Consider the following 12,207-nt stretch of genomic DNA (forward strand, 5'->3'; position numbering starts at 1 on the left):
TGCCGGGCCGGGCGCGCGGCGAAATCACTGCCACCCGTGTCCGCCCGGGATCGGCTACCGGCGTCGGCGTCGTTCAGCTAGCCGAACAGCCAGTTGACACCCTTGATGAACGCCAGATCCAACCCGCTGATGAACGCGACCATGAAAATCACGAACACCAGAACAACGCTCGTATAGGTGACCATCTGCTTCCGGTTGGGCCAGATCACCTTGCGCAGTTCCGCGATGACCTCACGCAGGAACTTGATCAAACGCTTGAGCGGATTACCCGGCTTCTTGCGTTCGGCCCGATCGGTCGTCTTGGTTGCCTTACGCGACGGGCGGTCGAGCGTGGCGATCGAGCCCGTGTCGACCTGGGAGGAAGCACTGCGGGACCGCCGGGCGGACCGCTTTCCGCTCGGCCGTGTCGCTGCGGCGGTGCCATCGCCTTCGTCGGCGGCATGTGCGCCGCGGCGAGTGTCCCGCTCGTCGCTCACGCCTTCTCCTCGCTGCGCTCGGTGCCGCCGTGCGCGATGCGCGCTGTGCCAATGGCTCGCTCGCTACGCTCGCTCACGTCGGTCCTCTCTCGTCGCTGGCATCCAGGGCAGGGGCGACAGGACTTGAACCTGCAACCTGCGGTTTTGGAGACCGCTGCTCTGCCAGTTGAGCTACGCCCCTTCGGTCGGACGGTATCGGCTGTCCGACCACTGTTCGATATTCAGTTGTGCTCCGGTGTCACACAACACGCGCGCTACTCCGGCAGTTGCCGGCCCCGTCGACGATCCTCGCGGACCGCTTGGAACCAGCCCCACAGAGCAGCGCGCAGCGGCTGGCGACCCCAGAAACCTGAGTGTACGTTACCGTGCGCGCCATTAGCCAATCAGGGTCGCTGTAGCTGGTCAGGCCAGCTGCACCGTGGCGGTGGCGCGGCCGAAGATCTTCTTTCCCGCCGCCTTCGCCACGATGGCGACGACCGCGGTTTTCGACTCCGGATCGACCGATTTCACCTTACCGGTGTACTCGACCTCGGCGGCCTCGTCGGTGCCCACGTAGACCGGGCTGGTGAAGCGGACGTTGTACTCCTTGATCGCGCCGGGATCACCGAGCCAAGAGGTGACGAACCCGCCACCGAGACCCATGGTGAGCATGCCGTGCGCGACGACGTTGTCCAAGCCGACCAGCTTCACGACCTCGTCGCTCCAGTGGATCGGGTTGGCGTCGCCGGAGACGCCGGCGTAGTTCACCAGATCGCCGCGAGTGAGCCGGACGATACGCGCCGGCAGCTCGTCGCCGACCGAGACGTCCTCGAAGCGGATGGCGTGCTTGGTGCGCACCGCCTCCGGCACTTGCGCGACCGGCGAGGGCGCCTGGGTCACGACGGGCGTGCTGCGCGGGCTGTGTCCCGGCGCTTCCTCACCGATGCCGTGCATGAGCACGTTGCGGACCGCCGCGTTGAGGTTGGGGTCGATATCGGCGCCGCTGCGGCCGACCAGGGTGGTGTAGGTGGTGAGTACCAGCTCGTCGTTCTGCGCGGTGACGATGTTCTTGGTGACCATGATGTCGCCGCCGAAAGCCTGGCGGAACGAATGCAGGTAGACGTCGCAGGTGAGCTGGTCGCCGACCTTGATCGGGCGATGGAACTCGAGGATCTGGTCGGTCTGCATGATCTGGCTGAGGTCGTAACCGGTGACGACCTGCTCGAACAGCTTGCGCTGGGCCAGGATCCCGACCAGGGAGATGAAGGTGACCGGCGCGAGCAGGTTGTCGTACCCGTACTCCTGCGCCACGTCCTCGTCCCAGTGCACCGGGTGGTAGTCCTGCACGGCGCGGGCGTATTCACGCACCTTCTCGCGGCCGACCTCGTAGTAGTCGTCGACGCGATAGTGGTGACCGACCATCGCCGCGGCGTTCGCCGCGGGGTCGAGCGCCGCGCCCGTCTGGACCGCTTCGTCTGTACCGGTGTTGATTGTCACGGGAGGACTGTACCTATCTGACCCCGTCGCCCGGAGTCGGCGGAGCGCTCACCACCGCACCCGCACCGTGAAAATGCGTCAGGGCCGGACAACTGTCCGGCCCTCGCGGTGCCACGGCCCGAGATACCGGGATGCGACTCCCGGCGCTACACCACGCGGTAGTTCACGCGCGGAGGACTAGCGGGATTCGCGGTGCGCCCGGTGTGTGCCACAGTTCGGGCAGAACTTCTTCAGCTCCAGACGATCCGGGTCGTTGCGCCGGTTCTTCTTGGTGATGTAGTTGCGGTGCTTGCACTGCTCGCAGGCCAAGGTGATCTTTGGCCGGACATCGGTGGACTTCGCGGCCACGATATGCCTTCTTTCCGGTACCTGATGGGCTTGTATCGGTTGTGGTAGCGATGGCCGGACTTGAACCGGCGACACAACGATTATGAGTCGTTTGCTCTACCGACTGAGCTACACCGCCACGGCGTCGCATTGCCATGGTGCCGAGCCCGCACTACGGGAGCGATGCCGAGTCGGTCACCACCGGCAATCCGGCGAGCCCCCTAACGGAATCGAACCGTTGACCTTTTCCTTACCATGGAAACGCTCTGCCGACTGAGCTAAGGGGGCATGACTACTTCCGCACCGAGCCCCGAACACTCGACCTCAGCGCGGTGAAGTCTTGAACGAGGTTACACACTCCCAGCTCCCACCACCAAACCGCGTGGTCAGAGGGGTGTTTTACGCGCGGATTCCACCGTCCAGGGCCCGTTTGCGGCTCCCATTCGGGCACGAAAGCGCTCGTAGAAGTCGCGCCACGCGAGGCGACGATAGCGGACGGTTCCATCAGGTCGAGCGAGTGAGGGCGGCAAATACCCGCGCTTAATTGCCACGTCCACGTAGACCCGCTCGAGGGCAAGCGCCGACAACCTGCCGATCCGGCGGTGGGCGCGTTGTCCCGGATCATGTCGAGCGACGGAACGCAGAGCCGTGAAGTGGAGCGAGACCAACGTCGATCAGATCTCCTGGAGCACGGACCGAAGGCTCCGATCCCCGGAGCACGAAATCACTCCGTTGTCAGCTTCCCCACAAACCGCACACCCCCCAACGCAACCACGACAAGGGGGTCCGGGGGGCGAAGCCCCGCCGGGCGGGGCGTGGGGGTTGCACCTTCACAAGACATTACGAAGCGAGCCCTGTACGCGCTTTCTGCGTACAGGGCTCGCCCAGTGAGCGGAGTGGCAGGTGTAGGATTCGAACCTACGTAGGCTTTCACCGACAGATTTACAGTCTGCTCCCATTGGCCGCTCGGGCAACCTGCCGTTCGCGCATTCTTTCGCGCGCTGAGCAGAATACATCGAACCCGCACCCTGAATGCAAACCGGCTGGCTATCGGCCGTGCGACACGACTACCCTCGGGTCTCCGGGTAGAACTGACGGTGGCTGGAAGCAGAGGGTTCAGCTCACCCGTCGGACCGTCAGAACAGGAGCGCAGCGTGGCTGATTCGTCTTTCGATGTTGTGAGCAAGGTCGACCGGCAGGAGGTCGACAACGCCCTGCATCAGGCGGAGAAGGAACTCAACACCCGCTACGACTTCCGCGGCACCGGCGCGTCGATCGAATGGTCGGGCGAGGACAAGATCGTGCTCACCGCGGAGGCGGAAGAACGCGTCAAGGCCGCGCTGGAGGTGTTCAAGGAGAAGCTGATCCGCCGCGACATCTCGCTGAAGGCGTTCGACGCGGGCGAGCCGGTCTCCTCCGGCAAGGTGTACAAGATCACAGGTTCGCTGGTGCAGGGCATCGACTCCGAGCACGCGAAGAAGATCTCCAAGAAGATCCGGGACGAGGGCCCCAAGGGCGTGAAGGCGCAGATCCAGGGCGACGAGCTGCGGGTGAGCAGCAAGAAGCGCGACGATCTGCAGGCCGTGATCACCCTGCTGAAGAGCGAGGATTTCGGGATCGCGCTGCAGTTCGTCAACTACCGCTGACCGCCGGACCGGAGCGCGGCCGGGTCGGTCGCGTCGAGCGTGTCCACGAGGGTGTCCTCCTCGTAGGTGAAGTGGGTTTCCAGTTCCGTCGCGAGGCGTTCGAATTCCGCACGCAGCCGCGCGGGGGCGCCCAGGTGCGGCGGGTCGAGAAGGGTCCGTAGTTCGGTCAGCGCGGTGGCGACCACGCCGTGTTCGTGGCTCAGCCGGTCGACCACCGGCGCGAGTTCGGGATGCAGCCGGACTCGCTGGCGCCCCGGCACCTGTCGCTGCTGGCCAACCTGGTGTTCGACGGCCCGACCACGGTGACGGATCTGGCCGCCCGCCTGGAAGTGGCTCCGACGACGGTGAGCCTGATGGTCGGCGAACTCAGCAAGCAGGGTGTGCTCGACCGCGGCGCGGACCCGGACGATCGGAGGCGCACCATCGTCGCCATCGCGCCCGCCCACGAGCAATCCGTGCGGGAATGGCTCGGTCGCAGCGCCCGGGCCTGGCGTACGGTGCTCGAGCCCCTGACGGCGGAGCAGCGGAAATTGTTCGTCGACACGTTCCGCGCTTACGAGGACCAGCTGGCCTCGGACGATTGAGTCCGCCGGGACTCAGTACCGGCGCGGGCCGCCCGCCATCTCCTCCAGCCGGGCAATGCGCTCGTTCATCGACGGGTGTGTGGAGAACCAGCGGGCGACCTTCTCGCCCGGACGGAACGGGTTGGCGATCATCAGGTGCGACTGCGCCGCCAGCCGTGGCTCGGGCGGAAGCGGAGCGGTGTGCACGCCACGCTCGATCTTCCGCAGCGCCGACGCGAGAGCCAGCGGGTCGCCGGTGAGTTCGGCGCCGGACTGGTCGGCCTGGAATTCGCGCGAGCGCGAGACCGCGAGCTTGATCAACGTCGCGGCGATCGGGCCGAGCAGCGACACCAGCAGCACGGCAAGCAGGTTCGGGCCCTCCCCGTTGCGGTTGCCGCCGAACATCGACAAATAGAAGGCCAGATTGGCCACGCCCGAGATGACCGCGGCAAGCGCGCCCGCGATGGAGGAGATCAGGATGTCGCGGTTGTAGACGTGCGAAAGTTCGTGACCGAGCACGGCCCGCAATTCCCGCTCCTCGAGAATCTGCAGGATGCCGCTGGTGCAACAGACAGCGGCATGGCGGGGACTGCGTCCGGTGGCGAAGGCGTTGGGCGCGTTCGTCGGGCTGATGTACAGCCTCGGCATCGGCTGGCGCGCGGTGGTGGCCAGTTCACGCACGATCCGGTACATGACCGGAGCCTCCAGCTCGCTGACCGGCTGGGCGTGCATTGTCTTCAACGCGATCTTGTCGCTGTTGAAGTACGCGTAGGCGTTCATGCCCACCGCGAGCAGGATGGCGATGACCAGGATCGTCGGATTGCGGAACAGCGCGCCGATGAACACGATCATGGCCGACAGGCCCACCATCAGCCCGAAGGTCTTCAGCCCGTTCGCAAGCCCGTGTCCGTGCATGTGTCTCCCTTGCCCGCTCCCCCGTTCACCGAGTCGCCTGACAGCAGGTCAACGATAGAAGCCGCAGGCAAAGTTCCGGTGAATCCCCCACCGCGCCGAAACCAGCCCGAGGAAATCACTCCGCGCCCGCATGGGACCGTTCTTCGACGCGCGGATCACCCCACGCGTTCGATGGTGTACCGGACCAGCCGCTCGAGGGCGTCGTTGGCGGGGCCGTCCGGGAGCGCGGACAGCTCGGCATAGGCGAGATCGGCGTAGCCCTGCAGCTTCTCCTTCGCCAGCACCATGCCGCGGGAATCGGCCAGCAGATCGAGCGCCTCCGCGACCTCCTCGTCGGTTTCCAGCGGACGGGCCAGCAGTTTGCGCAGGCGGTCGCCCGCGGCGCCGTCTTCGCGCAGCGCGTACAGCACCGGCAGGGTGTGCACGCCTTCGCGCAGGTCGGTGCCCGGGGTCTTGCCGGACTGCTCGGAGGCGGAGGAGATGTCGATGATGTCGTCGGAGATCTGGAAAGCGGTGCCGACCGCGTCGCCGAGGCGGGCCAGCCGCTCGACGTGCTCGGGGTCCGCGCCGGAGAAGGTGCCGCCGAATCGGCCCGCGGCGGCGATGAGCGAACCGGTCTTCTCCCACACCACACGCAAGTAGTGCTCGACCGGATCCTGGGATCCGCGTGCGCCCACGGTCTCGCGCATCTGACCGGTGACGAGTTCGGCGAAGGTCTCGGCGATGATGCGCACCGCGTCGGGGCCGAGGGTGGAGGTGAGCCGGGACGCGTGCGCGAACAAGTAGTCGCCCGCGAGGATGGCGATGTTGTTCCCCCACCGCGAGTTGACGCTCGGAGCGCCGCGGCGCATCGGGGCCTCGTCCATCACGTCGTCGTGGTACAGCGTGGCCAGGTGGACGAGTTCGACGACGGTGCCCGCGGTGATCAGAGCGGGATCGGTGGGGCGCGGGCCGAGCTGGCCGGTGAGGATGGTGAAGAGCGGACGGAAACGTTTACCGCCGGCCTTGGCCAGGTGCAGCGCGGCCTCCTGGAGGAATTCCGCACCGTCGGAGAGCTCGTCGACCAGGAGCTTCTCCACGTCGGCAAGGCCGTCGCGCACCGTGTCCGCGAGCCGGGGGTCACCGAGGTCGACCCCGGCCACGACCGTGCTCACGTCGCTCCCGGCTTCGCTGTGCCCGCCGTGCGCCGTGCCCATGATTCGCTCGCTGCGCTCGCTCATGGCCGATGTGCTCATTTCTTCTCCCAGCGATGCGTCCGACCCCACGGTAGAGAACCTAGCGTGTCCCCGTCGGATGGCCCATGAACACCGTCACTCTGTGGTGGATCGGCCACCGCCGCACCGCGTCGCTCGTGACCGTCCACGACGCGAGCGCGACCGCCGTCGACACGGAAGAGACGGCCCTGCGAGTATGGACCGCATGGGTTCACCGGAAGCGAGTCCCGCGAGCGACGAGGACGCGTTGCCCAGCCGGGCCGAGGTGCTGGTCGTCGGCGCGGGCCCGGCCGGATCGGCGTCGGCGGCATGGGCGGCGCGGGCGGGACGGGACGTGGTGCTCGTCGATTCCGCCGTTTTTCCCAGGGACAAGACCTGCGGTGACGGGCTCACCCCGCGCGCGACCGCCGAACTGGAGCAACTCGGTCTCGGCGAGTGGGTGCGCGCACACATCGTCAACCACGGCCTCCGGATGACCGGCTTCGGCCGCGAGGAGCTGCTGAGCTGGCCGGGCGGTTCCTTCCCGACGTACGGCAGCGCGGTCCCCCGTACCGAACTCGACGACAAGCTGCGCGAGACGGCGGTGAAGTCCGGCGCGCGCATGGTGGACGGGACGAAAGTGGTCGACATCACCCGCGACGGCGACCGGGTCACCGGTGTGACAGTGCGCACGGCCGATGGCACTCGGACGATCGCTTGCCGGACGCTGGTGGTCGCCGACGGAGTCCGTTCGCCGATCGGGCGGCTGCTCGGGCGCACCTGGCATCGGCAGTACGCGTACGGCACCGCGGCGCGCGCCTACATCAAGTCCGGCCGCAGCGACGACCAATGGATCACTTCGCATCTGGAGTTGCGCGACGCCGCGGGCGAGCTGGTTCCCGGCTACGGCTGGGTGTTCCCGCTCGGCAACGGTGAGGTGAACATCGGCGTCGGGTCGCTGGCCACGGAGCGGCGGCCCTCGCACATCGCGTTGAAACCGCTGCTGGGGCACTACACCGCGCTGCGCAGCGAGGAATGGCAGTTCGAGGGCTCGCTGCGCGCGGTGGCGTCGGCCTTGCTTCCGATGGGTGGCGCGGTCTCGAACGTGGCCGGACGCAACTGGGTCCTGATCGGTGACGCCGCCGGCTGCGTGAACCCGCTCAACGGCGAGGGTATCGATTACGGCTTGGAGGGCGGTCACATGCTGGCCGACCTGCTGGACGAGCCCGACTTCACCGCGGTCTGGCCGCAGGTGCTGCGCGCCCGCTACGGACGCACGTTCTCCGTGGCCCGGCGGATCGCCGGACTGGCCACCCACCCGCGCATGGTGCCGCTGGGTGGTCCCCCCGTGATGCGCTCGAAGTATTTGCAGCGCACGGCCGTCCGGGTGATGGGCAACCTGGTGACCGACGAGGACGTGGACCTGACCGCGCGGGCCTGGCGGATGGCGGGCCGGGCGTCGCTGCGCTTCGACGAACGCCAGCCGTTCGGATAGGGACGGTGGCCGGCGCGATGGGCGAACAACGAGCCCGCGGATTGCCCGCGCTGTCTCTGCTCCCGCATCTGCGCCGAGCCAGGGACCTGGCGGACCGGCGTTACGCCGACCCGCTCGATCTGGACGAGCTGGCGGCGGCCGCCGGGGTGTCGAAATACCACTTCCTGCGCGCGTTCGCCGCGGTCTACGGCCTCACCCCCGCCGCCTACCTGGCCGAGCGGCGCATCGAACGCGCGCAGGATCTGCTCCGGGCGACCAACCTCACGGTCACCGAGGTGTGCATGGTGGTCGGTTACAGCAGTCTCGGCTCGTTCAGCAGCAAGTTCCGCCAGCTGGTCGGGGTCACGCCATCGGAGTATCAAGCGAAGTTCGCCGACGGCGCTCCGCGCATCCCCGGTTGTTTCGTCTTCATGCACGGGCTGTCGGACCGCAAGCGGACCGGCTGAGCAAACGGCGCAATTTCGGAGAAGCCCGCGGCGAGGCGCGCGCCATAGCCTGGGCCGCATGACGACGATTACGAACGTTTCCCTGGTCACGGTGTATGTCACGGACCAGGACGCAGCAAAACAGTGGTATGTCGACAAGCTCGGCTTCGTCGAGACCAGCGATGTCACGATGGGCGACAACGGTTTCCGCTGGGTCACCGTCGCGCATCCCGCGCACCCGGAGCTGGAGATCACGCTGATGCTCCCGGGCCCGCCGCTGGACGAGCACTACGCCGACGCCGTCCGGCGCGCGCTCGCCAACGGTACGCACGGTTCGCTCGGCTTGCGGACCGAGAACTGCCAGAAGACCTTCGAAGAACTCACCGCCAAGGGTGTGGAGTTCGTTCAGCCGCCCGCCGAGCGGCCCTACGGGACCGAGGCGATCATCCGGGACAACTCCGGGAACTGGCTGGTGCTGATGGAGCCGAAGGAGTACTCGCCACAGGACTTCGCCTAGAGGTGCCTGGGGCGAAGGGAAGTTGCCCCGGCGCACGCCGGGGCAACTCGCACGCTCAGGCGGTCGGCTTCGCGGACAGCCATTCCTCGATGAATTTGCGCTCGCTGTTGAGCACCCGGTGGTGCAACTGTTCGGCGAGCGGCTCGATCGCGCCGCCGACCAGTGGCACCTTCACCTGAACGGTGCCAACGACCTCGATCTCGGAACCTTCCGCTGTGGAGCGGATCTCGTAGGTGCCGGACATCACGGTATTGATGCCGCCGGTGCTGGCCTCGAAGGCGCCCTTGGCCATCTCGCCGACCAGCGGCTGCCAGTTGTCGGTGCGATCGAAGGTGAGCTCGCTCTTGAGGACCTTGCGCACCAGCGCCGGTACCTTGTCCTGCGCGGCCTTCTCGGTCATGTGGATGCGGATGGTGCCCGCCCCGTCCGGATGCGACAGCTCCAACGTCGCGGTCGGGGCGTCGGCGAAGCGAGCCCGCCAGACGTCATCGGTGGTGAGTGCCCGGTGGAGATCTTCGACCGGGACGGTGTAAGGCACGGTGAAGCTGAATTTTCGGGACATGGCCGTCACCGTAGCCGAACCGCTCGGTAGCCTGTGGCGGTGTCGGAAACCAGTCGGTCCAGTGGGCGGCCGATCCGCCTGCGGCGGGCCAGGATCGGGGTGCTGATCGCCGCGACGGCGGTGAGCGTGCTCGTCGGGCTGCTGGTGCTGGCCGCTTGGCGCAACGACTACCTGATCAGCTCCGACAAGGGCAGCACCACGGCCGAGGTGCTCTCGGCGGGGCGGCTGCGCTCGGCGGTCATGTATGTCACACCCGATGGAGAGACGCATAATCCGAAGGTCGGCGTCCTGTATCCGACCAACCTGACCGCGGGTGAGCGGATTCGCGTGGAATACAGCCGCAGCGACCCCGACTTGGTGCGCGTGGAAGGCCGTGACGTGCGCGTCGCCATTCCGCCCGCGCTGTCGGTCATCGTGGTGGTGTGGCTGCTCGCACTCCCCGCGCTGTGGTTGCTCACCCGCACGGGCAGGCGTGGTCCCGCTCCGGTGACCTGATCCGAGCGTGCCACCGCCCCCGCAGCGTCGCGGCCCCGACAGTTCGCCGGATCTTTCCGTGTCCTTCACTTCGGTGTGGCGGCGCGGCGCGGTGCACCCGTCACGCTGAGAAGGTGCGTGTAGCGATCGTCGCGGAGTCGTTCCTGCCGAATATGAACGGCGTCGTCAACTCCGTGCTGCGGGTGCTGGATCACTTGGACCGGCACGGGCACGATGCGCTGATCATCGCGCCGGACACCCCGCGCGGGCAGCCCACCGCACCGCGGCGCTATCAACGTTTCCCGGTACATCGGGTGCCCGCGGTCATGGTGCCGAAGATCAGCTCGCTGCCGGTCGGGTTGCCGCAGCCGGGCATCGTCTCGGCCATCGACGACTTCGACGCCGACGTGGTTCACCTGGCCTCGCCGTTCCTGCTCGGCGCGGGCGGACTGGGCGCGGCGCTGCGGCTGGACCTGCCGACCGTCGCGGTGTACCAGACCGACGTCGCGGGCTTTGCCAAGAGCTACGGGCTCGGCCTGGCGAGCCGGGCCGCCTGGAGCTGGACGCGGCGCATCCACGAAGGTGCCACCCGCACGCTCGCCCCGTCCCGGGCGGCCGCGGAGGACCTGGTCCGGCACGGTATCCCGCGCGTGCACCGGTGGGGCCGGGGTGTCGACATCGCGCGGTTCACGCCGAGCGCCCGCTCCGCCGAGGTGCGCGACTCCTGGCTGGGCGGCCGGGACCGCCTGCTGGTGGGCTTCGTGGGGCGGCTCGCCCCGGAGAAGCACGTCGAACGCCTCGCGGTGCTCGACGCCGACCCCGACATCCAGCTGGTGATCGTCGGCGACGGGCCGGAACGCCAGCGGCTGGCCCGTCTCATGCCGACCGCGGTGTTCACCGGCGAGCTCGGCGGTGACGAGCTGGCACAGGCGTACGCCAGCTTGGACGTGATGGCGCACGCGGGCGAGCACGAGACCTTCTGCCAGGGCGTACAGGAGGCGCTGGCGTCGGGAATCCCGGTGATCGGCCCCGACGCGGGCGGTCCGCGCGACCTGATCGCCCACTGCCGTAACGGCTACCTGCTGCCGGTGGACCGGTTCTGCGAGTTGTTGCCCAGCGCCGTCGCAGCGCTGCACGATCCGCGGCTGCGGAGCCGGTTCGCCGGAGCGGCCAGGAAGTCGGTGCTGTCGCGGACCTGGCCCGCCATCTGCACCCAGCTGATGGGCCACTACGCCGAGGTGACCGGTACCCGGATTCGGTTGCCGCATACGGCCTGAGAGCCGGCTCGGCGTGACGGAAGTATCCCCGTGCCACGCTCGGTTCGGAACAGACCGCGAGTTAGGGTCTTGGCGTGGCGAAAACGCAATCGAACCGGGCCTCGTTGGACAAGCAGCCGCGCGAAGTCGCGTCGATGTTCGACGGCGTCGCCCGTCGCTACGACCTGACCAATACGGTGATCTCCGGGGGGCAGGACCGCTACTGGCGCTGGGCGACCCGCAAGGCACTGGCGCCGCGGCCGGGCGAGCGATTGCTCGATCTGGCCGCCGGAACCGGTGTGTCCACCCTGGAGCTGCAGAAATCCGGAGCCTGGTGCCTGGCGGCCGACTTCTCCAAGGGCATGCTCAGCGCGGGCCGGTTCCGCGATGTGCCGATGGTGGCGGCCGACGCGATGGCGCTGCCGTTCGCCGACGACTCCTTCGACGCGGTGACCATCTCGTTCGGGCTGCGCAATGTGGCCGACACCGACCTCGCCTTGCGCGAGATGCTGCGCGTCACCAAACCCGGCGGCAGGTTGGTCGTCTGTGAGTTCTCCGCACCGGTTCTCCCGCTGTTCCGCACGATCTACCTGGAATACCTGATGAAGGCGCTACCCAAAGTGGCGCGCGTGGTGAGCAGCAATCCCGACGCGTACATCTACCTCGCCGAATCCATCCCGGACTGGCCGAATCAGCGCAGGCTGGCGATGCGGATCGCGGCGAACGGGTGGTCGTCGGTGAAGTGGCGCAACCTTACCGGAGGAGTGGTCGCCCTGCACCGGGCGTACAAGCTCGGCTGAGCCCGGAGATCCTGATCACACCTCACCGCCGGATTCGTGTGCGGTGAGGTGGAATGTCACCTGGCGATAACGCGAGGTAAAT

At 67.6% G+C, this 12,207-nt stretch carries 15 protein-coding genes and 4 tRNA genes; 8 read left to right on the forward strand and 11 right to left on the reverse strand.

From position 1 onward, the window contains the following. Window positions 1-77 precede the first annotated feature (77 nt). The 7 genes from secE to K8O92_05405 form a co-directional block, all read right to left on the reverse strand. A complete protein-coding gene (secE, locus tag K8O92_05375; GenBank protein ID UAK33405.1) occupies window positions 78-476 on the reverse strand; it encodes a preprotein translocase subunit SecE in 399 nt (132 codons plus the stop codon). Between the two features lie 108 nt (window positions 477-584). Further along, window positions 585-657 (reverse strand) — tRNA-Trp (locus tag K8O92_05380). 221 nt (window positions 658-878) lie between these two features. Continuing rightward, window positions 879-1,946: a (3R)-hydroxyacyl-ACP dehydratase subunit HadB gene (gene hadB, locus K8O92_05385; GenBank protein UAK35452.1), complete on the reverse strand. Its 1,068-nt coding sequence runs from the start codon at window positions 1,944-1,946 to the stop codon at window positions 879-881. Window positions 1,947-2,129: 183 nt separating this feature from the next. Further along, window positions 2,130-2,300 (reverse strand): 50S ribosomal protein L33, encoded by a 171-nt coding sequence (gene rpmG / locus K8O92_05390; protein ID UAK33406.1) that lies wholly within the window; start codon window positions 2,298-2,300, stop codon window positions 2,130-2,132. 42 nt (window positions 2,301-2,342) lie between these two features. Then, window positions 2,343-2,418 (reverse strand) — tRNA-Met (locus K8O92_05395). Window positions 2,419-2,494: 76 nt separating this feature from the next. Then, window positions 2,495-2,567, reverse strand: a tRNA-Thr gene (locus K8O92_05400). Window positions 2,568-3,176: 609 nt separating this feature from the next. Continuing rightward, window positions 3,177-3,259: transfer RNA gene (locus K8O92_05405), tRNA-Tyr, on the reverse strand. 174 nt (window positions 3,260-3,433) lie between these two features. On the opposite strand from K8O92_05405, the gene K8O92_05410 reads away from it, so the two are divergent. Then, window positions 3,434-3,925: a YajQ family cyclic di-GMP-binding protein gene (locus K8O92_05410; GenBank protein UAK33407.1), complete on the forward strand. Its 492-nt coding sequence runs from the start codon at window positions 3,434-3,436 to the stop codon at window positions 3,923-3,925. On the opposite strand, the gene K8O92_05415 is transcribed toward K8O92_05410, so the two are convergent. After that, the gene (locus tag K8O92_05415) at window positions 3,916-4,140 is read right to left on the reverse strand and encodes a hemerythrin domain-containing protein (GenBank protein UAK33408.1); all 225 of its coding nucleotides are present in this window, start codon (window positions 4,138-4,140) and stop codon (window positions 3,916-3,918) included. The two genes, K8O92_05410 and K8O92_05415, sit on opposite strands and share 10 nt — an antisense overlap. A gap of 15 nt (window positions 4,141-4,155) precedes the next feature. Here K8O92_05415 and K8O92_05420 point away from each other — a divergent pair, with 15 nt between their 5' ends. After that, a complete protein-coding gene (locus tag K8O92_05420) occupies window positions 4,156-4,509 on the forward strand; it encodes a MarR family winged helix-turn-helix transcriptional regulator (GenBank protein ID UAK35453.1) in 354 nt (117 codons plus the stop codon). Between the two features lie 12 nt (window positions 4,510-4,521). On the opposite strand, the gene htpX is transcribed toward K8O92_05420, so the two are convergent. After that, entirely contained in the window at window positions 4,522-5,403 is an 882-nt protein-coding gene (gene htpX, locus K8O92_05425; GenBank protein ID UAK33409.1) for a zinc metalloprotease HtpX, read from the reverse strand. Between the two features lie 155 nt (window positions 5,404-5,558). Continuing rightward, complete coding sequence (locus tag K8O92_05430; GenBank protein ID UAK35454.1) at window positions 5,559-6,599, reverse strand: polyprenyl synthetase family protein; 1,041 nt, start codon at window positions 6,597-6,599, stop codon at window positions 5,559-5,561. Between the two features lie 223 nt (window positions 6,600-6,822). Here K8O92_05430 and K8O92_05435 point away from each other — a divergent pair, with 223 nt between their 5' ends. The 3 genes from K8O92_05435 to K8O92_05445 are packed head-to-tail and all read left to right on the forward strand — an operon-like array spanning window position 6,823 to window position 9,033. Further along, on the forward strand, window positions 6,823-8,091 hold the full coding sequence (locus K8O92_05435) for a geranylgeranyl reductase family protein (GenBank protein UAK33410.1): 1,269 nt from the start codon (window positions 6,823-6,825) through the stop codon (window positions 8,089-8,091). Between the two features lie 17 nt (window positions 8,092-8,108). After that, window positions 8,109-8,537: a helix-turn-helix transcriptional regulator gene (locus K8O92_05440; GenBank protein UAK33411.1), complete on the forward strand. Its 429-nt coding sequence runs from the start codon at window positions 8,109-8,111 to the stop codon at window positions 8,535-8,537. Between the two features lie 58 nt (window positions 8,538-8,595). After that, complete coding sequence (locus K8O92_05445; GenBank protein ID UAK33412.1) at window positions 8,596-9,033, forward strand: VOC family protein; 438 nt, start codon at window positions 8,596-8,598, stop codon at window positions 9,031-9,033. Window positions 9,034-9,088: 55 nt separating this feature from the next. Here the strand turns inward: K8O92_05445 and K8O92_05450 are convergent, their stop codons facing one another. Then, window positions 9,089-9,595: a DUF2505 domain-containing protein gene (locus K8O92_05450; protein ID UAK33413.1), complete on the reverse strand. Its 507-nt coding sequence runs from the start codon at window positions 9,593-9,595 to the stop codon at window positions 9,089-9,091. 39 nt (window positions 9,596-9,634) lie between these two features. Here K8O92_05450 and K8O92_05455 point away from each other — a divergent pair, with 39 nt between their 5' ends. The 3 genes from K8O92_05455 (at window position 9,635) to K8O92_05465 (ending at window position 12,125) form a co-directional block, all read left to right on the forward strand. Continuing rightward, window positions 9,635-10,090, forward strand: a complete 456-nt coding sequence (locus K8O92_05455) for a DUF3592 domain-containing protein (protein UAK33414.1) — start codon at window positions 9,635-9,637, stop codon at window positions 10,088-10,090. 113 nt (window positions 10,091-10,203) lie between these two features. Then, window positions 10,204-11,346: a glycosyltransferase family 1 protein gene (locus K8O92_05460; protein UAK33415.1), complete on the forward strand. Its 1,143-nt coding sequence runs from the start codon at window positions 10,204-10,206 to the stop codon at window positions 11,344-11,346. A gap of 74 nt (window positions 11,347-11,420) precedes the next feature. Then, the gene (locus K8O92_05465) at window positions 11,421-12,125 is read left to right on the forward strand and encodes a demethylmenaquinone methyltransferase (protein ID UAK33416.1); all 705 of its coding nucleotides are present in this window, start codon (window positions 11,421-11,423) and stop codon (window positions 12,123-12,125) included. Window positions 12,126-12,207 lie beyond the last annotated feature (82 nt).

It is taken from the genome of Nocardia asteroides, assembly GCA_019930625.1.
GTDB classification, from domain to species: Bacteria; Actinomycetota; Actinomycetes; order Mycobacteriales; family Mycobacteriaceae; genus Nocardia; species Nocardia sputi.